This is a genomic window from Terrirhizobium terrae, from assembly GCF_030323265.1.
In the GTDB taxonomy this organism is placed as follows: domain Bacteria; phylum Pseudomonadota; class Alphaproteobacteria; order Rhizobiales; family Rhizobiaceae; genus Neorhizobium.
The window spans coordinates 3,555,471-3,577,367 of sequence record NZ_CP104992.1; the positions used below are offsets into that span (position 1 = coordinate 3,555,471).

Annotated in this window: 23 protein-coding genes and 4 pseudogenes; 15 read left to right on the forward strand and 12 right to left on the reverse strand. The window is 61.6% G+C overall.

Annotated features, from left to right (window positions below; translation table 11 throughout):
* Positions 1-33: 33 nt before the first annotated feature.
* The 5 genes and pseudogenes from thrS to N7E02_RS25525 all read right to left on the reverse strand — a co-directional run bounded on the left by thrS (position 34) and on the right by N7E02_RS25525 (position 4,664).
* Positions 34-2,058, reverse strand: a complete 2,025-nt coding sequence (gene thrS, locus N7E02_RS25505) for a threonine--tRNA ligase (RefSeq protein WP_286580488.1) — start codon at positions 2,056-2,058, stop codon at positions 34-36.
* 130 nt (positions 2,059-2,188) lie between these two features.
* Positions 2,189-3,393, reverse strand: a pseudogene (arsK, locus tag N7E02_RS25510) (arsenite efflux MFS transporter ArsK).
* Entirely contained in the window at positions 3,368-3,790 is a 423-nt protein-coding gene (gene arsC, locus N7E02_RS25515) for an arsenate reductase (glutaredoxin) (RefSeq protein ID WP_286580490.1), read from the reverse strand. Before arsC ends, arsK begins: the two are co-directional and overlap by 26 nt.
* 64 nt (positions 3,791-3,854) lie before the next feature.
* On the reverse strand, positions 3,855-4,211 hold the full coding sequence (gene yidD / locus N7E02_RS25520; protein WP_286580492.1) for a membrane protein insertion efficiency factor YidD: 357 nt from the start codon (positions 4,209-4,211) through the stop codon (positions 3,855-3,857).
* A gap of 3 nt (positions 4,212-4,214) precedes the next feature.
* On the reverse strand, positions 4,215-4,664 hold the full coding sequence (locus tag N7E02_RS25525) for an iron-sulfur cluster assembly scaffold protein (RefSeq protein WP_286580494.1): 450 nt from the start codon (positions 4,662-4,664) through the stop codon (positions 4,215-4,217).
* A 309-nt stretch (positions 4,665-4,973) separates the two neighbouring features.
* On the opposite strand from N7E02_RS25525, the gene folE reads away from it, so the two are divergent.
* The 3 genes and pseudogenes from folE (at position 4,974) to N7E02_RS25540 (ending at position 7,141) form a co-directional block, all read left to right on the forward strand.
* The gene (folE, locus tag N7E02_RS25530) at positions 4,974-5,588 is read left to right on the forward strand and encodes a GTP cyclohydrolase I FolE (RefSeq protein WP_286580496.1); all 615 of its coding nucleotides are present in this window, start codon (positions 4,974-4,976) and stop codon (positions 5,586-5,588) included.
* Positions 5,589-5,596: 8 nt separating this feature from the next.
* Positions 5,597-6,068: pseudogene (gene hisI, locus N7E02_RS25535) on the forward strand (phosphoribosyl-AMP cyclohydrolase).
* A gap of 113 nt (positions 6,069-6,181) precedes the next feature.
* The gene (locus N7E02_RS25540) at positions 6,182-7,141 is read left to right on the forward strand and encodes a patatin-like phospholipase family protein (RefSeq protein ID WP_286580498.1); all 960 of its coding nucleotides are present in this window, start codon (positions 6,182-6,184) and stop codon (positions 7,139-7,141) included.
* Between the two features lie 43 nt (positions 7,142-7,184).
* On the opposite strand, the gene N7E02_RS25545 is transcribed toward N7E02_RS25540, so the two are convergent.
* Both N7E02_RS25545 and N7E02_RS25550 read right to left on the reverse strand, forming a co-directional pair.
* Complete coding sequence (locus N7E02_RS25545) at positions 7,185-7,619, reverse strand: CBS domain-containing protein (protein ID WP_286580500.1); 435 nt, start codon at positions 7,617-7,619, stop codon at positions 7,185-7,187.
* A 115-nt stretch (positions 7,620-7,734) separates the two neighbouring features.
* Positions 7,735-8,460: a rhomboid family intramembrane serine protease gene (locus N7E02_RS25550; RefSeq protein ID WP_286584032.1), complete on the reverse strand. Its 726-nt coding sequence runs from the start codon at positions 8,458-8,460 to the stop codon at positions 7,735-7,737.
* Between the two features lie 229 nt (positions 8,461-8,689).
* Here N7E02_RS25550 and N7E02_RS29920 point away from each other — a divergent pair, with 229 nt between their 5' ends.
* From N7E02_RS29920 to N7E02_RS25580, 7 genes are all read left to right on the forward strand, one after another.
* Positions 8,690-9,043 carry a PAS domain-containing protein gene (locus tag N7E02_RS29920; RefSeq protein WP_353622851.1) on the forward strand — a complete coding sequence of 118 codons (354 nt, stop codon included), beginning with the start codon at positions 8,690-8,692 and terminating at the stop codon, positions 9,041-9,043.
* Positions 8,962-9,282 carry a hypothetical protein gene (locus tag N7E02_RS25555; RefSeq protein ID WP_286580502.1) on the forward strand — a complete coding sequence of 107 codons (321 nt, stop codon included), beginning with the start codon at positions 8,962-8,964 and terminating at the stop codon, positions 9,280-9,282. Before N7E02_RS29920 ends, N7E02_RS25555 begins: the two co-directional genes overlap by 82 nt.
* A gap of 97 nt (positions 9,283-9,379) precedes the next feature.
* Positions 9,380-9,994 (forward strand): PilZ domain-containing protein, encoded by a 615-nt coding sequence (locus tag N7E02_RS25560; protein WP_286580503.1) that lies wholly within the window; start codon positions 9,380-9,382, stop codon positions 9,992-9,994.
* 496 nt (positions 9,995-10,490) lie between these two features.
* Positions 10,491-11,099, forward strand: coding sequence for a transglutaminase-like cysteine peptidase (locus N7E02_RS25565; protein ID WP_286580505.1), 609 nt, complete (start codon positions 10,491-10,493; stop codon positions 11,097-11,099).
* Positions 11,100-11,287: 188 nt separating this feature from the next.
* Positions 11,288-12,052 carry a hypothetical protein gene (locus tag N7E02_RS25570; protein WP_286580507.1) on the forward strand — a complete coding sequence of 255 codons (765 nt, stop codon included), beginning with the start codon at positions 11,288-11,290 and terminating at the stop codon, positions 12,050-12,052.
* Between the two features lie 112 nt (positions 12,053-12,164).
* Entirely contained in the window at positions 12,165-13,688 is a 1,524-nt protein-coding gene (locus N7E02_RS25575) for an SPOR domain-containing protein (RefSeq protein ID WP_374730746.1), read from the forward strand.
* A 91-nt stretch (positions 13,689-13,779) separates the two neighbouring features.
* On the forward strand, positions 13,780-14,052 hold the full coding sequence (locus N7E02_RS25580; protein ID WP_286580510.1) for a hypothetical protein: 273 nt from the start codon (positions 13,780-13,782) through the stop codon (positions 14,050-14,052).
* A 12-nt stretch (positions 14,053-14,064) separates the two neighbouring features.
* On the opposite strand, the gene N7E02_RS25585 is transcribed toward N7E02_RS25580, so the two are convergent.
* Together N7E02_RS25585 and N7E02_RS25590 are read right to left on the reverse strand one after the other, a co-directional pair.
* Positions 14,065-14,502 (reverse strand): DUF1489 family protein, encoded by a 438-nt coding sequence (locus N7E02_RS25585; protein ID WP_286580512.1) that lies wholly within the window; start codon positions 14,500-14,502, stop codon positions 14,065-14,067.
* Between the two features lie 73 nt (positions 14,503-14,575).
* Positions 14,576-15,976 carry an L-serine ammonia-lyase gene (locus N7E02_RS25590; RefSeq protein WP_286580515.1) on the reverse strand — a complete coding sequence of 467 codons (1,401 nt, stop codon included), beginning with the start codon at positions 15,974-15,976 and terminating at the stop codon, positions 14,576-14,578.
* Positions 15,977-16,241: 265 nt separating this feature from the next.
* On the opposite strand from N7E02_RS25590, the gene N7E02_RS25595 reads away from it, so the two are divergent.
* Positions 16,242-16,943: a DUF599 domain-containing protein gene (locus tag N7E02_RS25595; RefSeq protein ID WP_286580517.1), complete on the forward strand. Its 702-nt coding sequence runs from the start codon at positions 16,242-16,244 to the stop codon at positions 16,941-16,943.
* 39 nt (positions 16,944-16,982) lie between these two features.
* Positions 16,983-17,975: an acetyltransferase domain-containing protein gene (locus N7E02_RS25600; RefSeq protein ID WP_286580519.1), complete on the forward strand. Its 993-nt coding sequence runs from the start codon at positions 16,983-16,985 to the stop codon at positions 17,973-17,975.
* A 29-nt stretch (positions 17,976-18,004) separates the two neighbouring features.
* Here N7E02_RS25600 and N7E02_RS25605 read toward each other — a convergent pair whose 3' ends face one another.
* Together N7E02_RS25605 and mgtE are read right to left on the reverse strand one after the other, a co-directional pair.
* Positions 18,005-18,391: a MerR family transcriptional regulator gene (locus N7E02_RS25605; RefSeq protein ID WP_093000192.1), complete on the reverse strand. Its 387-nt coding sequence runs from the start codon at positions 18,389-18,391 to the stop codon at positions 18,005-18,007.
* 92 nt (positions 18,392-18,483) lie between these two features.
* Positions 18,484-19,900: pseudogene (gene mgtE, locus N7E02_RS25610) on the reverse strand (magnesium transporter).
* 176 nt (positions 19,901-20,076) lie between these two features.
* Between mgtE and N7E02_RS25615 the strand changes: the two are divergent.
* The 3 genes from N7E02_RS25615 to N7E02_RS25625 all read left to right on the forward strand — a co-directional run bounded on the left by N7E02_RS25615 (position 20,077) and on the right by N7E02_RS25625 (position 21,461).
* Entirely contained in the window at positions 20,077-20,568 is a 492-nt protein-coding gene (locus N7E02_RS25615; protein WP_286580522.1) for a peptide deformylase, read from the forward strand.
* A 64-nt stretch (positions 20,569-20,632) separates the two neighbouring features.
* Positions 20,633-20,872, forward strand: a complete 240-nt coding sequence (locus N7E02_RS25620) for a BON domain-containing protein (RefSeq protein ID WP_286580524.1) — start codon at positions 20,633-20,635, stop codon at positions 20,870-20,872.
* A 91-nt stretch (positions 20,873-20,963) separates the two neighbouring features.
* On the forward strand, positions 20,964-21,461 hold the full coding sequence (locus tag N7E02_RS25625) for a BON domain-containing protein (RefSeq protein WP_286580526.1): 498 nt from the start codon (positions 20,964-20,966) through the stop codon (positions 21,459-21,461).
* Between the two features lie 12 nt (positions 21,462-21,473).
* Here N7E02_RS25625 and N7E02_RS25630 read toward each other — a convergent pair.
* Positions 21,474-21,897, reverse strand: a pseudogene (locus N7E02_RS25630) (OsmC family protein).

Sequence of the window (21,897 nt, forward strand, 5' to 3'; positions counted from 1 at the left end):
CCGTGCATGACGGGCGCTGTCGATCTTTTAACCTCAGGCCACCGCGATGCGGGCCGCCTTGCGACGCTTGACGTCCGGCGGCGTTGCCTCGTCGACCAGCGAAGCGATCGCCTCGTCGAGCGACATCGCCGTCTGGGCCTGGGAGCCGAGGCGACGGATGTTGACCGAACGCTGCTCGGCTTCCTGGCGACCGCAGACGATGATCACCGGCACCTTGGCAACCGAATGCTCGCGGACCTTGTAGTTGATCTTCTCGTTGCGGAAGTCGGTCTCGACCTGCAGGCCTGCCTCGCGCAGCTGCTCGGCGACCTCGCGGCCGTAATCGTCCGCATCCGAGGTGATCGTCGCCACGACGACCTGCGTCGGCGCGAACCACAGCGGCATGTGGCCGGCGAAGTTCTCGATCAGGATGCCGAGAAAACGCTCCATCGAGCCGCAGATTGCGCGATGGATCATCACCGGCTGCGTCTTTTCCGAGTTCTGGTCGATGTAGAAGGCACCGAAGCGTTCCGGCAGGTTGAAGTCGACCTGCGTCGTGCCGCACTGCCATTCGCGGCCGATTGCGTCCTTTAGCGTATATTCGAACTTCGGACCGTAGAATGCACCCTCACCCGGCAGGATTCCGGTCTTGATGCGGCCGCCCGACTGTTCCTCGATCGTCTTCAGCACTTCCATCATCACGTTTTCGGCGCGATCCCAGAGATCGTCGGTACCGACGCGCTTTTCAGGACGCGTGGACAGTTTGACGACGACTTCCTGGAAGCCGAAATCCTCATAGACGGAGAGGATCAGCTCGTTGATGCGCAGGCATTCCATCGCCAGCTGCTCGTCGGTGCAGAACACATGGGCGTCGTCCTGCGTGAAGCCGCGCACGCGCATCAGGCCATGCAGCGCGCCGGAAGCCTCGTAGCGATGCACGAGACCGAATTCCGCAAGGCGGATCGGCAGTTCGCGGTAGGACTTCAGACCATGCTTGAAGATCTGCACGTGACCCGGGCAGTTCATCGGCTTCAGAGCGAAGACGCGGTTATCCGCTTCCTCGTCCTTCGGGTGGGTGAAGGCGTAGGCGGATTTCACCGCGAACATGTTTTCCTGGTACCAGCCCCAGTGACCGGACGTTTCCCACAGCGAGGCGTCGAGCACCTGCGGTGCGTTGACTTCCTCATAGGTGCCGGCCAGACGACGGCGCATATAGGCCGTCAGGGTCTGGAACATGCGCCAGCCCTTGCCGTGCCAGAACACCACGCCCGGACCTTCTTCCTGGAAATGGAAGAGATCCATCTCGCGGCCGAGTTTGCGGTGGTCACGCTTTTCGGCTTCGGCGAGAACGTGCAGATACTGGTCCAGCTCTTCCTGGGTCGCCCAGGCCGTGCCGTAGATGCGCGTCAGCATCGGCTTCGTCGAATCGCCACGCCAATAGGCGCCGGCAACCTTCATCAGCTTGAAGGCGGTGCCGATCTGGCCCGTGGACGCCATATGCGGACCGCGGCAGAGATCGAACCAGCCGCCCTGGTTGTAGATCTTCAGCTCCTGGCCTTCCGGGATCATGTCGACCAGCTCGACCTTGTAGGCCTCGCCCTTGTCGGCAAACACGTCCTTGGCCTTTTCTCTGCTCCAGATCTCCTTGGTGAAGGCGGCGTTCTTCTGGATGATCTCCTTCATCTTCTTTTCGATCTTCGGCAGATCTTCGGGCGTGAAGGGCCAGTCTTCTCTGCTATCCGGATGGACGCGCTTGAAGTCGTAATAGAATCCGTTTTCGATGACCGGGCCGATCGTCACCTGCGTGCCGGGCCACAGGTCCTGCACGGCCTCGGCCATGACATGGGCGGCATCGTGGCGGATCAGTTCGAGCGCGCGCGGATCCGTGCGGGTGACGATCTCGATCCGACCGTCGACGACGGGATCGGAGAGATCGCGCAGCTCGCCGTCGAGTGCGATTGCGACGGCCTTCTTGGCCAACGACTTGGAAATGGATTCGGCGACGGCAAGACCCGTCGTGCCGGCGTCGAACGCGCGGACGGAGCCATCGGGAAATGTAAGGGAAACAGCCTGGGACATGTCTTATCTCCTGTCCAGTCCCGCCAACGAATGCGGGTGGTCAAATAGGGCCGGCCAAAGCGTGTCGAATGGCCGGCAACGAACGGCCGCGTGATACTGGGTTTCTTGAGGTTAGTAAAGCTGGAGGGCGCTATTTCGGGTTGGCGGCAAGCCGTCCGATGACGAGGAAGCTCGCCGCTGCAATGGCGCCGAGAACGGCGATCACGACGAGGGACGGCGCGACGCCGATCCCGGTCATCGAGACGGCGAAGACGAAGGGTGCTACGGCCGAGAGGACCAGCCGTGCCGACATCGTCTTGCCCTGCAGCTTGCCATAGCCGCGGCTGCCGAAAAGCTGCAGCGGCAGGCTGCCGGTGACGATGCTGAGCAGGCCGTTGCCCATGCCGAACAGGATGGCGAAGGCCATGGCGCCGATGGCTGATGGTGCGGTGACCGGCAGCACGAGAATGCCGCTGGCGATCAGGAGCGCGGACAGCATGGCAAGCCCGAGTGCCGGAAAGTTTCGGCCCGCAACCATGTTGATCACCCGGCTCGCTACCTGCGCCGGGCCGAACAGCGCGCCGACAAGTGCCGCCGAGCTTCCAAGCCCGAGGCCGGTCAGCAGCGGCACCATATGGACCAGCACCGCCGAGCAGCTGACGGCGATGAGCGAGAACCCGGCGACCATGAGCATGAACCCGAGACGGCGGCTTCCTTCCGGCAGGGATGGATCGACGTCGGGCGTTGCGGCATGGTTGGCGACACGCCCTTGCGGGCGCCCTGCGCCAGCCACGCATGCAACGGCAGGCAGATGATCAGGTTCATGGCGGCGAAGACGAGATAGATGCTCTGCCATGACAGATGGGCATGCAGCCATGCGGTGATCGGCCAGAATATGGTTGAGGCGAAACCGGCGATCAGTGTCAGATAGGTGATGCTGCGGGCCGCGACTTGCGGCTTCAATTGGACGAGCAGCGCGAAGGCCGCGCCGTATTGCACGAGGTTGGCGGCGATCTGCAGCACCGTCAGCGAGACCGTATAGACGATGGCATTCGGCGAAAGCGCGCAGGCGGTAAGCGCTGCGGCCGCGATCGCCGAGCCCATCGTCATCACCGGCCCTGCCCCGATCTGGTCGAACATCACTCCGAGCCATGGCGCCGTCAGCCCGCCGATCAGCAGTGCGGCCGAAAGGGCGCCGAAAATCCATTCGACCGGCCACGAGAAATGCGCCGCCACATCGGCTGCGAGGATGCTGAAACTGTAATAGAGCGTGCCGTAGCCGATGATCTGGGTGACGCCGAGCGCCACGATGGGGGCGATCGGCAATCGGTCAGACAATCCGCTTGCCCTCGGCATCGAGAACCTCTTCGCCGTCTTCCTTGGCGAATGCGCCCTTGTGGGTGTCCGGCAGGATATCGAGCACAAGTTCCGACGGACGCGCCAGCCGCGTCCCGAGCGACGTCACAACGAAGGGACGGTTGATCAGGATAGGATGCGCCAGCATCGCGTCGAGCAATTCGTCGTCGGAAAGAGCCGGATTGTCGAGGCCGAGTTCCGCATAGGGCGTGCCCTTCTCGCGGATCGCCTGCCGCACCGTCAGGCTCGCATCCGCGATCATCCTCACCAGTTGCTCGCGGCTCGGCGGCGTCTTCAGATATTCGATGACATTAGGCTCTATGCCCACGTTGCGGATCATCGCGAGCGTATTGCGCGACGTGCCGCATTGCGGGTTGTGATAGATGGTGGTGTCCATGGTGGGCGGTGCATTCCGGGAGGATTCGGCAATCAACGAAACATGCCGCCCGTGATAGCGCCGTTCAATGCCGTTTCCAATAGCGCCAGGGCGTCCACCAGTGTTGTCTTGCGGCAAGCGCATCAGGCACCGGATCGAGCCCGCCGGTGCCGCCCGGGCCGCAGCGGGCGACGCGAAACAGCGTCATCCATCCGCCCGGCCAGAAACCGTGGCGGGCGATCGCCTCGTAGCCGTATTCGGAACAGGTCGGGATATGGCGGCAGGAATTGCCGATAAAGCCGGAAAGCGTGAGCTGGTAGAAGCGAATGAAGCCCATGCCGAGCAGGCGCCCGGGCGTCTTGGCAAAATGCCCCTGCCAGTTCCGGGAACGGTTTCGGCCACTCTTTCCAGCTTCATGCTTACAGTCCGGGGAGCCGCACATGGTTCAGCCGTTGGCGGCCCTGGCCGTCGCTCCCGCCTCGATCTGGTCGATGGCGTCGACCACGGCGTCGAAGGTCAGCATGGTGGAGGGATGGCGGGCCTTGTAGTCCTTGACCGGCTTGAGATAGCGCATGTCCTCGAAACGGCCGACCGGCCCCTCCCCGCCTTCCTTCAGCATGGCGAGCATGTCGAGCCGGGCCTGGCGCACTTCGTCCGCCGTCGCGCCGATCACATGGCGGGCCATGATCGAGGACGAGGCCTGGCCCAGCGCGCAGGCGCGCACTTCATGGGAGAACTGGGAAACGCGGTCTCCGTCCATCTTGAGATAGACCTTCACCTTCGATCCGCAGAGTTTCGAATGCTTTTCCGATATGGCATCGGCATCGGCAAGCGCGCCCGCATGGGTGATGTTGCCGGCGAATTCGAGGATCTTCGTGTTGTAGATATCGTCCATTGCATGTCGCCCGCTGAAGTCACATTCCCCGCGATTATCTATCCGACATCGTGATCCGGTGAACGGATCGTATCGTAACAAGATCTATCGACGGGGTTTCGTCGCTTTTATATGTGATGGCGTGAGTTGGCGATCAAGAACTCGAGTTTTTGCTAAATTCGATCGTTGTTAAGAAGGGAATGCCTTGTCAAAAGGCCTCTCAGAGATCAGATAACGCCCACGAAGATAAATTTGTCCGGCCTGTTTCACGCTCATGTGACGGTCGGGTGTGCGTCGGATGCGGCCTTGAACCGCATCGGGAGACAATAAATGGATGCAATTGTGAAGAATTTCCCGGCTTCGAGCCAGACGTCGGCCAAGCCGACCCAGCAGGAAGCCGAGGAAGCAGTACGCGTTCTCCTGCGCTGGGCGGGCGATGATCCGGCCCGTGAAGGTCTGCTCGATACCCCGAAGCGCGTCGCCAAGGCCTATAAGGAGCTTTTCGGCGGCTATGACCAGTCGCCCGAGGAAGTGCTTGGCCGCACCTTCGAGGAAGTCTCCGGCTATGACGACATGGTTCTCGTCCGGGACATCCCGTTCTTCTCCCACTGTGAGCATCACATGCTGCCGATCATCGGCAAAGCGACCGTCGCCTATCTGCCGAGCGGCCGCGTCCTTGGCCTGTCGAAGATCGCCCGCGTTGTCGAGATCTTCGGCCGCCGTCTGCAGACCCAGGAAAACCTGACGGCGCAGATTGCCAAGGCGATCGAGGAAACCTTGAAGCCGCGCGGCGTTGCCGTGCTGATCGAGGCCGAACATATGTGCATGGAAATGCGCGGCGTCGAAAAGCAGGGTTCGCATACGCTGACCACCACCTTCACCGGTGAGTTCAAGACGAATGCCGCCGAGCAGGCGCGTTTCTTCACCCTCGCCCGCAACCGGTAAAACCAGGCATGTGCGACAATCACTTTCCGGCGCCTTCGGCCGACAAGGCCGAGCTCGAGGGCGCCGGCGATTTCACGCCCCGTTTCGATCTCGGCCGGTCTCGTGACCGCCGTCGTGACCGATATTCGCGACGGCGAGCTGCTGATGGTCGCCCACATGAATGCCGAGGCGCTGCGCCTCACAGTCGAGACCGGCATCGCCCATTATTACAGCCGCTCCCGCCAGTCGCTCTGGAAGAAGGGCGAGACCTCCGGCAACCTCCAGACGGTTCACGAAATCCGTACTGATTGTGATCAGGACGTCGTCTGGCTGAAGATATCCATGGCCGGCCATGACGCTGCCTGCCATACCGGACGCCGCTCCTGTTTTTATCGCTCGGTAAGAAAAGTTGACGGTGGGATCGTCCTTGAAATCGAGGATGATCAGCGTAATTTTGATCCTGAAGCCGTCTATTCCAGCAAGGACATGAACCAGGCTTAAGTCTCGTTCTGATCCACTCCCAGCCTGAGTAAACGATTTCGCAACCATGCGGTGCGTTAATGACGGATCGCGGGTCGTCAAGCCGTTTAACTGGCCATGGAGGTGATGGAGCGATGCTGAACTGGAACTGGAACCGTCAGGCGCGACAGGCTGCTTCGCAGGATGTCGACCTCGCGCGGTCCGAACCGCCAGTCCCGACGGTCGCGATCGCTCCCCGCAAGGCAAAACTTTCCCTCGCTCTCGGTGGCGGCGCTGCCCGCGGCTGGGCCCATATCGGCGTGCTGCGCGCGCTGGATGAGGCCGGTATAGAAGTCGGCATGATTGCCGGCACTTCGATCGGCGCGCTCGTTGGCGGCTGTTATCTGGCCGGCAAGCTGGACGAGCTGGAAGGCTTCGCCCGCTCGCTCACCATGCGTCGCATCGCGGCCCTGCTGGATCTCACGATCGGTGGCGGTGGACTGCTCGGCGGCATGCGGCTGACCAAGCGTATGCAGGAACATCTGGAAGGCCTGTCGATCGAGGATCTTGACCGTCCCTTCGTTGCGGTTGCGACCGAACTTTTGACCGGCCACGAGGTCTGGATCTCCAGCGGCTCGCTGATCACGGGCTTGAGGGCATCCTACGCCCTGCCCGGCATATTCGAGCCGGTGAAATGCAACAATCGCACGCTGATGGACGGTGCGCTGGTCAATCCGGTGCCGACTTCCGTCTGCCGCGCATACGAGCAGCCCCTCGTCGTTGCCGTCAACCTCAACTACGACGTCTTCGGCAGGTCGGCCGTCATCAAGCACAATGCCACATTCCAGACGCCTGACGAGGTATTGCGCGAAAAGTCGGATGAAGTGCGGGTCAGCGTCACCGGAACCATGGTCCAGGCCTTCAACATAATCCAGGAACGCATCTCGCGCGCACGGCTTGCCGGCGATCCGCCGGATCTGGCGCTGCATCCGCGCCTCAGCGATATCGGCCTGTCCGAATTCCACCGCGCCGGCGAAGCGATCGAGCGCGGCTATGAGGAAACCATGGCGCAGATCTCGGCGCTGAAGCGCATGCAGGAAGTGTTCGCCCGCTGATTCTTGCGGGCGCCACCTTTTCCTTTTTGAAAACTGCCGCCCGTCAGCCGGCGATATAGGCCTTCATCTGTTCGGCCTCGATCTCGACCTCGCGCATGCGCGCCTTCACCACGTCACCGATCGAGATGATGCCGGCAAGCCGGCTCTGCGCTTCAACCGGCACGTGACGGAAGCGGCCTGACGTCATCATGCCCATCACCTCGTCGACCGTCTGCTCCTCGCGACAGCGCTGGACATTGGTCGTCATCATGGCTTGGACCGGCTGATCGAGTACGCCGACGCCGTTGGTGGCGATGCTGCGGACCAGATCGCGCTCGGTGAAAATGCCGGCAATGCGGCCTTCCATGCCGGCGACCACGACTGCGCCGATCTTCCTGTCATTGAGGATGCCTGCAACTTCGAGCAGCGTGATTTCGGGCTCGACGGTCACCACGTCGCGGCCCTTCGCTTCCAGCATCATTCTTACGGTAGTCGACATGGCTTCCTCCCTGCCTATCAACGTGCCGCGGGCCCTCCTGAAAACTCTCTCCCGGGGCACTCTTCGTATCGCGAAGATTGTAGGACGGGCGGATTCCGAGATCAAGCGGCTGTGATCACAGCTCCCGGTAGCGGATCGGATCGAAAAGCGAAAACAGCAGGAAGCCGAAGAGAAAGCCGCCGATATGGGCGTCCCAGGCGATCTCGCCCACATCGCTGCCGATCAGCGGCAGGCCGAAGGCGATCAGCATATTGCCGAGCAGCCACATGCCGGTGAACATGAGAACGGTGCGATTGGAAAGCGCGCGGGCGATCGACAGGCGCGGATGGAGGTGGCCGAAATTGCGGTCATACCCGCCGCCCGAGGGAAAGGCGAACCGGCAGGCGGCGCCCATCAATGCCGAGACGACGCCCGAGGCACCGATCAGCAGGGTTTCCTCGCCCCAATGGATCGCCGCATGAAAGAACGCGGACGCTGCGGCTGAGAATGCCCAGAACAGCAGGTAGCGGACGGCACCGATGCGCCGCACGACAGGCGCGCCGAATGCGGCAAGCCACAGGCCGTTGAAGGCAATATGTTCGACGCCCCCGTGAAGCAGAGAATAGGTGACCGGAGTCCACAGCCACTCGTAACCCTGGTCTCCCAGCGGATAGGCATAGCGGATCGGGGTGAAGGCGAGCTCGACGATGAAGGCGAGGCGCTGGTCGCCGCTGAGGATATACTCCTGCACGACATAGAGGCCGGCGAGCAGTGCAAGGCTCAACAGCAGGATGCGCGGCAGATTGAAGGCCGGCGGCGAAGGCCGCTTCTCCTTCTCTTCGAAAGCATCGTCCGGGGCCATGTCGGGCCGATCGTCCATGGCCATTCCTTTCTGCGCATGTAGCCAAGGCATACAGCAGCATCCCTGCAACGGCAATGTGCGGAGGCAATGGCTTTCCGCCCGCAGCCTTCACCATTTCATGAGCCGCCTTCACCGGCCTATCGGTCAACTGGCACGATTTTCGCTAATCCTAATATATCCAAGGGGTCAAAAGGGGCGATCTGGATCATAATCGAACAGGACAGGCTGAATGCGGACTAGAGCAACGGAAGAAATCCTTAACTATTGGAACGGCTTGAGAGGCGCGCGCCCTGCCCCGCTGCGCGCAGATCTCGATCCGTCCGCCCTGCGCCATTTCCTGCCAAATCTGTTCATCGTAACCGGGTCCGCACCGGCTACCCTCTCCTTCGCTCTTGCCGGCACCAGGATCTGCGAACTCTTCGATCGCGAGCTTCGTGGCACCGACTATCAGGCGATCTGGGGGAAGGTGCCGGAGGGCGCCCCAAGGAAATCATCGACAACGTGCTGCTCTACGAGCGCGCCGCGCTCCTCGAGGTCAGGCTATCTCCGGATGGTGACGATCGCCCCCATGATCTGCTTCTGATGCCGCTGCGCACTATCGGCCATGTCAGCGACCGGGTCCTCGGCGCGCTGATACCGCGCTTTCGTTCGCCGCCGCCGCGTCTGGTGCCCGTCAAGACACTTTCCCTGGAGAACTGGGCCTTTGTCGAAGCCGATGGCGCCATTCCTCGTTTGAGACATGAGGAGCCGCTAGCGCAATCCCCGGTGACGCTGCTTCAGCGGCTGGTTGCCAATAGCCGGTTTGTCCAGGCTCGACGGTAGCGACCGGCAACAGCCTTCAGGTGCCCTCAGAGAACCATCTGTTAACTGGCTGGTGATATCTCTATAGTTGACGGTCAGACCCAGAGCAGATTTCTAAATGTATTCTTTTCAGCCGGCCACGACACAACCGACGCAGCCCGCCGTTGTCCAGCAGCGGTCGTTTCAGCGCGTGACGGTCAATGTCGAAGGTCGTCTGATGCTGGCCAGTCATGAAGAATACGCCTGCTCGGCCATCGATATGTCGCCCGGAGATGTGCGTTTCACCTGCGTCGGCCGTCCACGCGTCAATGAGCGCGTCATCGCCTATCTCGATCATCTCGGCCGCCTTGAAGGCAATGTCGTCAGCCTGTCCGACGACGGCTTCGTCATGTCGATCAACGCGACTGAGCGCAAGCGCGAGAAACTCGCCGCGCAGCTGACCTGGATCGCCAACAAGCACGAGCTCGGCCTGCCGGAAGATCGTCGTCACGATCGTCTGACGCCGCGCAACACCCTTTCCGAGCTCACGCTCGAAGACGGCACGCGCTATGCCTGCCGCATCATGGACCTTTCGCTATCCGGCGCTGCCGTCGACCTCGAAGTGCGTCCTCCGCTCGGAACGCCGGTCCGGCTCGGCAACATGCGTGGCCGCGTCGTCCGTCACTTCATGGAAGGTGTCGCGATCGAGTTCGCCTCGGTCCAGTCCCGCGAAGCATTGACGGCTTTCCTGTAAGAAGCGTTCCCTATCTTATAAATCAGACGTTCGACGCCTCTTCCTTTGTCCGTTTGCGGCACATAGGACGGGGCGTTTTCGTATCCTGTTGTTCGAAAACAGGACCCGCTCGAAAAAAATGTGCCTTTTCGGGATTTTTTTGGGCGCGTTTTCGGCGTGACTTTGACCCATTTCGCCCAGGATTTCCGCCATGCGTCGGGCTCTCACGACTTCGGAAGCGCCGCTTAACACACTGCATGATGGTTATGCCGCCCGTCGATCGCTGACGAAGACGTCAGGAGTCTCAATGTCTTGCGATGCGAACGGTCGGATTTGATCGGTATTTTAATCAAATTTGCCGCGAATTTGCGCGGCATTTGAATTAAATTTTCCGCGTGTTTTATGCGTATTTGTCTCAAGTTCGATTACAATAAGCGTTTGATTTTACGACGCTATTTTGCGCTCTGGAAAATGCCCTCTGGCACTGTCCTCCCAACGAACGGGGAGACAGCAGATCATGCTTCCGAAGACATTTGTACGGGTAGTTCTGACGGCAGCCATCGCTCTTGCAGCAGCGGCACCTTCTTTGGCAATGCCGGCCGGCGCGATGCGGATCATCGGCAAGGCCAACCCGCCGATCGGTCACTACGAATTCTGCCAGACCTACGCCAGCGAGTGCCAGCCGCTCGGCCGCGATGCCGGCCCGGCCAAGCTGACGGAAGACAAGTGGAAGACGCTTCTCGACGTCAATTACACCGTCAACACCTCGATCACCCCGATGACCGACCAGGAAATCTACGGCGTCGAGGAACGCTGGGCCTACCCTCGCACCGTCGGCGACTGCGAGGACTTCGTTCTCCTGAAGCGCAAGATGCTGATGGCCAAGGGCTTCGACGCCTCTGACCTGCTGATCACCGTCGTTCTGCAGCCGAGCGGCGAAGGTCATGCGGTGCTCACCGTCCGCACCGACCGCGGCGACTATATTCTCGACAATATGCGCAACAAGGTCATGATCTGGACCGATACCGAATACACCTATCTCAAGCGCCAGGACGCAAGCGATCCGTCGCGCTGGGTCAAGCTCCAGGACGGCCGCGCCGTCGCCGTCGGCAGCGTCAGCCAGTAAGTCACGCCGGGCACAGCGCCCAGCCGCCGATACCGTCAAGCCGGGGCCGATCATGTCGGCGCCGGCTTTGCGCATTCAGGCGCTTTACGAAGCGTTAACGATGGCGGGTGGAGTATCGCCGGCGAAAGCGACTGGGCCCCCTGTATCCTGTTTGGTCCCCGCATTGCTGCTGAAGGACACAGGATCAAATGTCGAACCGGACATCCGCGCCCGTCGAGGACGATCTCCCGCTCATATCCCAGCGATTCATCTTTCGCCTGGCGATAGTCATCGCCCTGCTGGTGATCGCGACGATCGGTATCAGCGTGGGAGGCCATTGGCTGGGGCAGCGCATTGCGCTTGGCGGTCATTCGCAGAGCCAGGAGGTGATGGCGGTGACGATCGGCGAGGATACGCTGCGTGTTCCCGCCAACATGATCCGCTTCGCCGACCAGCGGAGGTCCGGTGTCGCGGAACGTCTCGACGTCTACCTCACCTGGCCGGGCCTTGAAGGCTATAGCGAAGCTATGCGCAAGAGTTTCGACTCAGTCGAGCAGCCGAACCTGCTGATCTTCCTGCAATTGTCCCAGAGCACGATGTCCAAGGAAATGTCCGGAAGGCTCGGGCCGGTTTATGCGCAACTGTTCGAGGGCGAGGCCCAAACCTATATCAGCGGCCTGACCCTCCATCATCTGCGTGCCGACAGCGGCTATGGCGATGAGGTTGTTCTGACCGCGGATCGTGGCGATGGTGCCCTGCCCTATGTGGTCCGCTGCCTGATTCCCGCACCCGGCGCAAAGGCGACCGGCGCCGACTGCCAGCGCGATATCCACATCGGAAACGACCTGACGGTTCTTTATCGCTTCTCCAGCACGCTGTTGAAGGACTGGGACCATATTGATGCCGCAGTTAAATCCTTTGTCCGGTCGCGGCTTGCAGAGCCTGCGGGCAGGATCGGGACGAAGACGAACTAAAATGCGTCAGATCGAAGAAACCAGCCGTTCATCATAAACCACTTGGTAACGCTGATCTCCTATATTGGCCGACAACGGTCTGGCGGGGGCGCGTCCGGATCTGATGGCAATGATTAAAGCGATGAGTGCGGCAGTGTTGAAAACCATGTTCTTCGCATCCTCTCCCAAGGGTGCAGTGAAGGCAAAGCGTCTCGGATATTTTTTCGCATTGGCAATGGCCCTGTCTGCTCTCGGGCAGGCAACGGCAGCTGAAGCGGCGCCGAAATATGCGGGCATCGTCGTTGATGCGAAGTCGGGCAAGGTCCTGTACGGCGAAGATCCTGACGGTCTGCGCTACCCGGCGTCGCTGACCAAGATGATGACCCTTTATCTCACCTTCGAAGCGCTCGAATCCGGCCGCATCAGTCTCGACTCCAAGGTTCCTGTTTCGGCCAATGCCGCCAAGGAGCCGCCGTCGAAGCTCTACGTCAAGGCAGGCGGCAGCGTGACCGTCGATCAGGCTATCCGTGCTCTGGTGACGCGCTCCGCAAACGACATCGCGACCGCTCTCGGTGAATATGTCGGCGGCTCGGAGGCGCGCTTTGCCCAGCTGATGACGAGCAAGGCTCGCGCATTGGGTATGACCCGCACGACCTATCGCAATGCGCATGGCCTGCCCAACACGGCGCAGATGACGACGGCCCGCGACCAGGCTCGCCTCGGTATCGCTCTTCGCCAGCACTTTCCGCAATACTACCCGTATTTCGGTATTCGCTCCTTCCAGTATGGCAAGGTCACGATTGGCAACCACAACCGCCTCGTCGGCACGGTCAGGGGCGTCGATGGTATCAAGACCGGTTATACCCGTGCTGCAGGCAGCAACCTTGCCACGTCGGCTGAACTTGACGGCCGCTCGATCGTTGCCGTTGTTCTCGGCGGTCGCTCCAGTGCTGCCCGTGACGCAACGATGCGCAAGCTGGTCGCCGAATACCTTCCCAAGGCTTCCCGTGGCGGTCGTTCCAACCTGATCGCGCAGACTGCTCCGGCGGCTCCTGCGACCCCCGTTGCCCGTGCTCCAGCCGTAACCGCTCAGGCTTCCGAAGGTCGCCAGGTGGCTGCGTTCGATCTGCCAGACAATGGCCCGCTTCCGGATGCCCGCTACACCCAGCGCCAGGCCCCGGCTGCAGTCGAAACCGCGTCTGCCTCGGCTTATGCCGGCCAGTCAGCCCAGAGCCGGTCCGTCGACCAGGCGATGAGCGCGGCGATGTCTCCGCCCGCAGCGATCCCTTCGCCGGCTCCCGAATACATGCCGAAGCGCGAGCAGGCTTCCCTGAAGCGTGATCTGCCCGAGGCTTCTGTTGATGAAGTCACCACGGCTTCGACCCGCACGGCTACCAAGTCCGTGGCCATGTCCGGCTGGGTCATTCAGATCGGCGTCTCTCCGAACGAGAAGATGGCCAACGAACTCCTGCAGAGTGCGCAGGATAAAGGCGGCAAGGTATTGCGTACCGCCAAACCTTTCACGGTCGCCTTCTCCAATGGCGGCCAGCAGATCTACCGCGCCCGGTTCGGCGGTTTCGACGACCAGAAGGACGCGGTCAATGCCTGCAATGCTTTGAAGAAGAAGGGCGTAGGCTGCTGGGCTTCCATGCAGTAACGGCAGCGGGCGACAAGCCCGCCTGTCTCACCGCCGGGCCGGCGACGGCCCGGAGAAATCTCGAGTTTGTAATGTGTAAACGGGGTTTCCGATGGGAATGAATGAAAACAGCATCGATTTCGGAATGGTGCAGATGTCGCGGGCACGGGGCGTAGCGCTCAACCCGCTCCACGAGGCAGCCATGCGGCTTGCCGGCCTCGGCCTCAACCGGTCGAAGGAAAAGACCAAGGACCTCGTGTCCATGCTGCTCAGCCACGGCGCGCGCGCCTGGCGTCAGGGACAGCCGGTGGCCGGTATCCACCTTCACGTCGCCGCCCATTCCGGCCGTGCGCCGGTGCGGATGGCACTGCCGAAGGCAGACTGAGTCGAATAGGATTTAGAGGAGGCCGAGATCGGCTAGTTCGCGGCGCAGGTCTTCGGGCAGCGCCGCGACATCCTCGCCAAGTGCCCCGAGATCGCGCGGCACTTCCTCGTCCTTCAGATAGCGCCAGCCCTGGAACGGCCGCTTCGGTTGCGAAGCGGTCTCGATCACTTCGGGCCCGAGCACCAGCTCGCAGCGCTGGATGCCGTCGCCGCCGGTGAAGGTGCGGATATCCAGAAGCTTCTGCCTTGCTGCGACCTGCCCCTTGATGACCCAGTAGAGCGAGCCGTTATCGAGCAGTTCGTCGACGCGCTTCGGCACCATGCGGGTCGTATGGATGCTGTGCGGTTCCAGCCCGGCGGCCATTGCGGTGAGAGACCGTTCGGCCACCCAGTCCCGCAGATCCTGGATGCTGTCCGCGCCGACGCAGAGCTTGATCAGATGAAGAGCCATGGCTTTGCTTGAAGACCCGCAGGCCCGATGCGTCAAGTGCCAATGGTCGGCCTGTCCACAGTGACGAGGCCGATCAGCACTCCACGACATTGACGGCAAGACCGCCGGTCGAGGTTTCCTTGTATTTCTCGCTCATGTCGTTTCCGGTCTGGCGCATGGTCTCGATACAGGCGTCGAGCGGCACGAAATGGGTACCGTCGCCCTTGATGGCGAGCGAGGCGGCCGTCACCGCCTTGACCGCGCCGAGCGCATTGCGCTCGATGCAGGGAACCTGGACGAGACCGGCGATAGGATCGCAGGTCATGCCGAGATGGTGTTCGAGCGCGATTTCAGCCGCGTTCTCGATCTGCTCCGGCGAACCGCCCATGACAGCGGCAAGGCCCGCAGCCGCCATCGCGGCCGCCGAACCCACCTCGCCCTGACAGCCCACTTCGGCGCCGGAAATCGAAGCATTATGCTTGATGATGCCGCCGACGGCGGCTGCCGTCAGCAGGAAGTCGTGGATGTCCTCCCGCGTCGCGTCCTCGTGGAAATGCAGGAAATATTTGAGCGTCGCCGGGATGACGCCCGCTGCACCGTTGGTCGGCGCGGTGACGACCCGTCCGCCACCGGCATTCTCCTCGTTGACGGCCATGGCGTAGACGCTGAGCCAGTCATTGGCGAGGAGCGGGTTGTGGCGGTTGCTGCGCCATTCCTCGTTCAGCCGGTCGTGGATCGCGCGCGCCCGGCGCTTGACCTTCAGCCCGCCGGGCATGATACCGTCGACCTTGAGGCCGCGGTCGATACAGCCGCTCATCGCGCCCCAGATCGAATCAAGCCCGTCTTCGAGCTTCTGCTCGCTCATCCGGGTCAGTTCGTTGGCGCGCTTCATCTGCGAAATGCTGAGGCCGGCGCCATGGGACATGTCGAGCATCTGCTTCGCGCTGGCAAACGGATAAGGCACGCGTTCGCCGGAGCCGGCATCCTTGGCTGCGCGCATCGCGGCAAGCTCGGTATCGGTGACGACGAAACCGCCGCCGATGGAATAGTAGACGCGCTTGAGCAGCAGGCGGCCGTCACGGTCGAGCGCGGAAAAACTCATGCCGTTGGCATGGCCTGGCAGCGGCTGCTTTTTATCGAAGATCAGGTCGGTCTTCGGTTGGAAGAAGTAGGATGGGTGGCCGGGAGGCGTAACGCAACCGGTGCGCTCCACCTCGTCGATGATCTCATCCATGCGGTCGGGGTCAACGCTATTCGGCGCCTCACCCATCAGGCCGAGGATGACCGCCCTGCCCGTGCCGTGACCGATCCCGGTAAAGGCGAGCGAGCCGTGCAGCGACGCCTGCAGCGCGGCGACATGAGTGCCGGACGGGCGCGGCCATTCGTCGGAGAGGATAAGGTCGAGAAAGCGGTTTGCCGCCGACATAGGCCCCATCGTGTGGGAGCTGGACGGACCGATGCCGATCTTGAAGACGTCGAAGACGGAAAGAAACATGGGGGCGCGTGTCCAGAATGCCGACTGATTGTCTTAGCCTATGCCAAGTGAGCGTGGCGTCATGGTGGCGGGCCGACACGGGTTTTGATGCCAACGACATGACGCGACGCTAGCCTATGCGCCGAGGCTTATGGATATTCAAGAGCGGAATTCCTTCGACGGCGGTTGCCGGGCTGCGGGCTGCGCCTAGCTCTTGTCTTGCCCCTTGCCGTCAAAGCGGAAACCGCGCAAGACGGCAGGGCCTGTCGAATCTGGTGGAGGACATATGACCGTTGCCGACTATGTTGCCTTTGCAGTCTTCGTGCTTGCCTGGGTAACCTATTCCTGGCTGACAGCCGGCTCCGGCGCGAGATTCTTTCCACGGCTGAGCCTCAATCGGGCCATGGCGGAACGGCGCAAGCACTGGATCTACAATTCGCTGCGTCGCGACCTGAAGATGATCGACACGCAGATCCTTGCCGGCCTGCAGAACGGCACCGCATTCTTCGCCTCCACCTCGATTTTCGCCATCGGCGGCTGCTTCGCGCTGCTCGGTGCGACGGACCAGGTCGAGGCGGTCTTCCGTGACCTCGCCTTCGTCGCCTATGCCGGCCGCACCGCCTTTGAGCTCAAGGTTGTCGGGCTGACCTTCCTGTTCGGCTACGCCTTTTTCAAGTTCGGCTGGTCCTACCGGCTGTTCAACTACTGCACCATCCTGTTCGGCGCGCTGCCGATGATGCACGATACCAATGCGGATCGGGCAGCGGCCGAGGCCGCCGCCGACCAGGTGGTGCGGATGAATGCGATCGCCGCCAGCCATTTCAATTCCGGTCTCAGAGCACTGTTCCTGTCGGTCGGCTATCTGGGCTGGTTCGTCGGGCCCTATATGTTCATGGGCATGACGATCTTCATCATCGTGGTCCTGACCCGCCGCCAGTATTTTTCCGAGGCGCGGCTGGCGATCATGGAAGCCAACAAGCAGCCATAGCGGTCCCGAGAACCTCCAAGGTAATCCCAGGGTATTCAATTGAGCATTCCAGCAGACAGCCAGGCCACAGCGCCGAAATCGCCCCGTATCCTTCTCATCGACACATTGCGGGGCATCGCGCTCATCGCAATGGCGACCTATCACCTGACATGGGATCTGGAATTCTTCGGCTATCTCGATCCGGGCACGGCGACGCAGGGCTTCTTCCGCATCTATGCCCGCTCGATCGCCAGTTCCTTCCTGTTTCTCGCCGGCGTCAGCCTCGTTCTGGCCCATGGCCGGGGCATTCGCTGGACTTCATTCTGGAAGCGATTCGCCATCGTCGCCGGGGCGGCCGCCGCGATCAGTATCGCGACCTATATCGCTTTCCCGCATGAATGGATCTATTTCGGCATTCTGCACAATATCGCGGTATCGAGCGTCATAGGCGTGCTCTTCCTTCAGCTGCCGTTGGCGATCGGTATCATCGTGCCGCTTGTGATCGTGGTGGCGATGATTGCCGACGCGAGCGTAATGCCCGGTTTCCTTCATTCGCCTGCCTTCGATACGCGCTGGCTGAGCTGGATCGGCTTTGCCGAACTGCCGCCGCGTTCCAACGACTATGTGCCGCTGTTTCCGTGGCTGGCGGCGCTGCTCGCCGGTGTCGCAATCGCCCGGATCGCCATCGCGCGTGGCTGGAACTTCAGGCTTGCCGATGTCCAGCGCCGCGATACGCTGCTGGCCAAGGCGGGCCGGCACAGCCTGGTCGTCTATCTCGTGCACCAGCCGGTCCTGATCGGCCTCGTCTATCTGTTTTCGCTGGTCTCGCCGCCGCCTGCGGTCGATCCGCGGGTGAACTATATGTCTAGCTGCCAGATGAGCTGCGTGAAGGAAGCGGACGAAGCGACATGCCGGCAGTTCTGCGGCTGTACCGCCGATGCGCTGATCGGCCAGCAGTTGATGACACCGCTGCAGGGCGGCGAGATCAGTGCCCAGGATAACCGTATCCAGATCATCGCGCAGGAATGCTCGGCGGCAATTCCGGCCCAGTGAACCCTATTGAGGCGACGAGTGGCTGAGAATCAGGTGCCGACGCCGATTTCGGCGAGGCGCGTCAGGCAGGCTTCCTCGACATTGTCGAGCTCGACCAGTGTCTCGTCGATATCCTTGCGCTTCTGGCGCAGCTCGTCGCGTTTTTCGTCGACACGCTTCATCAAAAGCTTGAGCTGGCCGAGTTCGCCCGGCGGCTCCTTGTAGACCTGGATGATCTCGCGGATTTCGGCGATAGTGAAGCCGATGCGTCGGCCGCGCAGGATTTCGAGCAGGAGCCGGCGATCGGCAGCGCGGAACAGGCGAGTGCGGCCACGGCGTTCCGGCTGCAGCAGGCCTTCATCCTCGTAGAAACGCAGGGTCCGGGTCGAGACGCCGAATTCCCGGGTAAGCTCGGTGATGCTGTAATATTTATCCACGTCAAATCCCTGCTGCGATCAGCGGAAAATAATTGACTTTTACGTAACAGTCAAATGACGCACAGGAGACATATTGGTGCCGGTCTTTCCGATCAGTGCAGCAGCCAGATCGTGGCCAGGCCGAGAAAGCTGACGAAGCCGGTCATGTCGGTGATGGCCGTGACGAAGACCGCCGATGACACAGCCGGGTCGGTCCCTGCCTTGTCGAGCAGCATTGGGATCATCATGCCGGCCATGGAGGCTGCGATCATGTTGATGATCATGGCCGATGCGATGACCATGCCAAGCTGGATATCGCCGAACCACCAGCCGGCGACGGATCCGACCAGCGTGCCGAACAGCGCGCCGTTGATGATGCCGACGCCCGCCTCGCGGCGCACGACGCGCCAGGCATTGTGGATGTCGAGGTCGCGGGTCGCGAGCGCCCGCACCGTCACGGTCATCGTCTGCGAGCCGGCATTGCCGCCCATGCCCGCCACGATCGGCATAAGGATGGCAAGCGCCACGATTTCCTCGATCGTCGCCTCGAACAGACTGATCACCGAGGCCGAGAGGAAGGCGGTGACGAGGTTCACCATCAGCCAGGGCACGCGGGAGCGCGACGTGTCCTTGACCGAGTCGGAAAGTTCTTCGTCACCGACGCCGGAAAGGCGGCGAAGGTCTTCTTCCGCCTCTTCCTGGATGACGTCGACGACGTCGTCGATTGTGAGAACGCCGACGAGCCGGTCGTTGTCGTCGACGACGGCGGCGGAGAGCAAGTCATACTGCTCGAAGATCTGCGCCGCCTCTTCCTGGTCCATATCGGCCGGGATCGGGTGATTGGTCTCCCGCATAATCGTCTCGATGCGGATCACGCGCTTGGCGCGCAGGATGCGGTCGAGATCGATGACGCCGAGCAGCCGGAAGGTCGGGTCGATGACGAAGATCTGCGAAAAGCTTTCCGGCAGGTTTTCCTCGTCGCGCAGGTAGTCGATCGTCTGCCCGACCGTCCAGAATGGCGGTACGGCGACGAATTCCGTCTGCATGCGGCGACCGGCCGAGCTTTCGGGATAGTCGAGCGCGCGCCTGAGCCTCACCCGTTCGGTAAACGGCAGCTGCGCAAGGATCTCTTCCTGGTCCTGCTTATCGAGGTCTTCAAGAATGTAGACCGCGTCGTCCGAGATCGAGATCGCCGATCGCCGCGGCGATCTGCGAATTCGGCATCTGCTCGACGATCTCGAGGCGGATCGCCTCGTCGACCTCGGTCAGTGCGGTAAGGTCGAAATCCTTGCCGAGCAGCCGCACCAGCGCCTGACGCTGTTCCGGCAGGATCGATTCGAGAAGGTCGCCGAGTTCGGATTCATGCAGCTTGGCAACATGCTGGCGCAGGAAGAGAACGTCGCGATCGGCAACCGCTGCGCCGACGCGCAGCAGGAAATCCGACTTGATCGAACCGTCTTCGGAATAGATGTCGTGGCCGTCATCGCCGGCCTTGTTGCGGATGAGGGTGTCGTCCTGGATATCGCTCATCAACCGCCCTCGCCTCGCATGCTGCCGGTCGCCGAATGGCAACGGAAAGCATATAGCCAACAATCAGATAGCATGAAAGACTGAAGCAATCCTATCGACCGCCGCGACCTGTCCTTTGCTGATGATCAGCAGAGGTTGAGACGCGGCTGAAATCATGCCGCAGAAAGCGAGAGCCCATGGCCGTCCGTCCCATCCTGAAATATCCCGATCCCGGCTTGTCGACGATCTGCCAACCGGTCACCGAATTCAGCGACGAGCTTGCAGCGCTTGCTGCGGACCTGCTGGACACGATGCGCGCGGCCCCGGGCGTCGGCATCACGGCTGCCCATATCGGCGTCTTCCAACGCCTCTTCGTGCTGGAACTCTCACCGGAACAGGGACCGCTCTATTACATCAATCCGGAGATCTTGAGCGCCAGTGACGCGACCATCCGCCACATGGAAGGCAGCGTCTCCATGCCGGGCGCGACCGACGAGGTCGAGCGCCCGAAGCAGGTTCGGGTGAGGTACCAGGATCTTGCCGGCAAGGTCATCGAGGCGGATGCGCAGGATTTTCACGCCGTGTGCATCCAGCACGAGATCGACCAGCTGGACGGCATATTCTGGCTTCGTCGGCTGTCCCGGGTGAAGCGGGAACGGCTGGTGCGCAAATGGCAGAAGGAAAAATAGCTCTCGGGTAGAACCCTGCCCGGTTCGTGCGTTGTCGCGACATGGTTACGAGAGGAGCAAGACCATGACGGAAACATCCAAGATTGATGGCAATGACCTTGGTAGTGAAGTCGCAGCCCGCCTGTCGTCGCTGCCGGACGTCGACGTATCGGCGGTCGATGCAAGGCTCGACGGAACAACGGTGGTTCTGGAAGGTTCGGTCGACACAATCATTTCGGCGCGCAAGATCATCCTGGCCGCGGAGACAGTGGACGGGGTGCATGACGTGGAAAACCACCTGACCCTGACCGGCAAGCCGAACTGAGCTGCACCGACAAGTGGCCGCGATGGCTTGACCGTCGCAGATTCCGCGCGTCCGAACTACAGCCCTTATGGATAAAGGCAAGGAGGCCTCCATGCCACTGAAGAAGAGCATCGACGACACCTCGCGCGAAGAGGATTTTCGCGATTTCGACGACCGTAACATCGATGAGGGCTGGCCCTACGCGGACCAGCCCGGCGCGGGTTCCGGCCCGGTGGATAATGCCGCCTATGGCACGTCCGGCGCCAATGCCGAAAAGGACCGCAATCCCGGCTTCATGATCGACGGTGCAGGTGCTGACGGACTGGAAGAGCCGTTGAAGGACAGTCTTCGCCCCGGAACGGTTGGGCTGGAGGACGCTGACGATCTCGAAGAACGCGTCACCGACGCGATCGATGCGCTTGGCGTGATCGACATGGACCTGATCGACGTGCATGTCGAGCGCGGCATCGTGACGATCGAGGGCGAAGTGGATGATGCGCCGACGGCTCAGCAGATCATTCGCCACGTTCAGGCAGTGAAAGGTGTGCGCAAGATCGCCAATCACCTGCGCCTTGTCGGCGTGGACAGCCGGATCCCCGACGAGGACTGATCCGGCAGTGAATTAGTCGACTTCGATCGAGATGGTCGGCGGTGTGTGCAGCGTGTTGCTGACGGTGCAGATCTCTTCCGCCATCTCGACGATCTTGAAACGCTCTGCTTCGCTGAAGTCGCCTTTGATCTTTATCCACACGGAGAAACGCTCGATCCGATATGGCTCCTCAGCGGATTTCTGCCCCGTGACTTCAGCAGTGACGCTTTCGAGATCGGTCGAGAATGCCGAGTTTGCTGGCGGCTATCCGGGCGCTGAGCGCCAGACAAGCGGAGAGCGACGCGAACATCAGGTCGAGCGGATTGAAGCCCTCTTCCGAAGCGCCTGTGACGACAGTCGCCTGACCGCCGGTACGGCTTGTCACCGTCGGGTGACCATTTCGCTTTAACTCGGCGGTCGCGCCAATCGGCCGTGCCTTGATCTTCACATCCACCAT

Excerpts from the sequence above, each read along its gene's own strand:
- N7E02_RS25625 (WP_286580526.1), top strand. The coding sequence starts at position 20,964 with ATGCCACTGAAGAAGAGCATCGACGACACCTCGCGCGAAGAGGATTTT.
- arsC (WP_286580490.1), bottom strand. The coding sequence starts at position 3,790 with ATGGACACCACCATCTATCACAACCCGCAATGCGGCACGTCGCGCAAT.
- N7E02_RS25585 (WP_286580512.1), bottom strand. The coding sequence starts at position 14,502 with ATGGCTCTTCATCTGATCAAGCTCTGCGTCGGCGCGGACAGCATCCAG.
- N7E02_RS25525 (WP_286580494.1), bottom strand. The coding sequence starts at position 4,664 with ATGGACGATATCTACAACACGAAGATCCTCGAATTCGCCGGCAACATC.
- N7E02_RS25590 (WP_286580515.1), bottom strand. The coding sequence starts at position 15,976 with ATGTTTCTTTCCGTCTTCGACGTCTTCAAGATCGGCATCGGTCCGTCC.
- N7E02_RS25565 (WP_286580505.1), top strand. The coding sequence starts at position 10,491 with ATGCTTCCGAAGACATTTGTACGGGTAGTTCTGACGGCAGCCATCGCT.
- N7E02_RS25570 (WP_286580507.1), top strand. The coding sequence starts at position 11,288 with ATGTCGAACCGGACATCCGCGCCCGTCGAGGACGATCTCCCGCTCATA.
- N7E02_RS25580 (WP_286580510.1), top strand. The coding sequence starts at position 13,780 with ATGGGAATGAATGAAAACAGCATCGATTTCGGAATGGTGCAGATGTCG.
- thrS (WP_286580488.1), bottom strand. The coding sequence starts at position 2,058 with ATGTCCCAGGCTGTTTCCCTTACATTTCCCGATGGCTCCGTCCGCGCG.
- N7E02_RS25550 (WP_286584032.1), bottom strand. The coding sequence starts at position 8,460 with ATGGCCCCGGACGATGCTTTCGAAGAGAAGGAGAAGCGGCCTTCGCCG.
- N7E02_RS25540 (WP_286580498.1), top strand. The coding sequence starts at position 6,182 with ATGCTGAACTGGAACTGGAACCGTCAGGCGCGACAGGCTGCTTCGCAG.
- N7E02_RS25620 (WP_286580524.1), top strand. The coding sequence starts at position 20,633 with ATGACGGAAACATCCAAGATTGATGGCAATGACCTTGGTAGTGAAGTC.
- N7E02_RS25560 (WP_286580503.1), top strand. The coding sequence starts at position 9,380 with ATGTATTCTTTTCAGCCGGCCACGACACAACCGACGCAGCCCGCCGTT.
- N7E02_RS25615 (WP_286580522.1), top strand. The coding sequence starts at position 20,077 with ATGGCCGTCCGTCCCATCCTGAAATATCCCGATCCCGGCTTGTCGACG.
- N7E02_RS29920 (WP_353622851.1), top strand. The coding sequence starts at position 8,690 with ATGCGGACTAGAGCAACGGAAGAAATCCTTAACTATTGGAACGGCTTG.
- yidD (WP_286580492.1), bottom strand. The coding sequence starts at position 4,211 with ATGTGCGGCTCCCCGGACTGTAAGCATGAAGCTGGAAAGAGTGGCCGA.
- N7E02_RS25595 (WP_286580517.1), top strand. The coding sequence starts at position 16,242 with ATGACCGTTGCCGACTATGTTGCCTTTGCAGTCTTCGTGCTTGCCTGG.
- N7E02_RS25545 (WP_286580500.1), bottom strand. The coding sequence starts at position 7,619 with ATGTCGACTACCGTAAGAATGATGCTGGAAGCGAAGGGCCGCGACGTG.
- folE (WP_286580496.1), top strand. The coding sequence starts at position 4,974 with ATGGATGCAATTGTGAAGAATTTCCCGGCTTCGAGCCAGACGTCGGCC.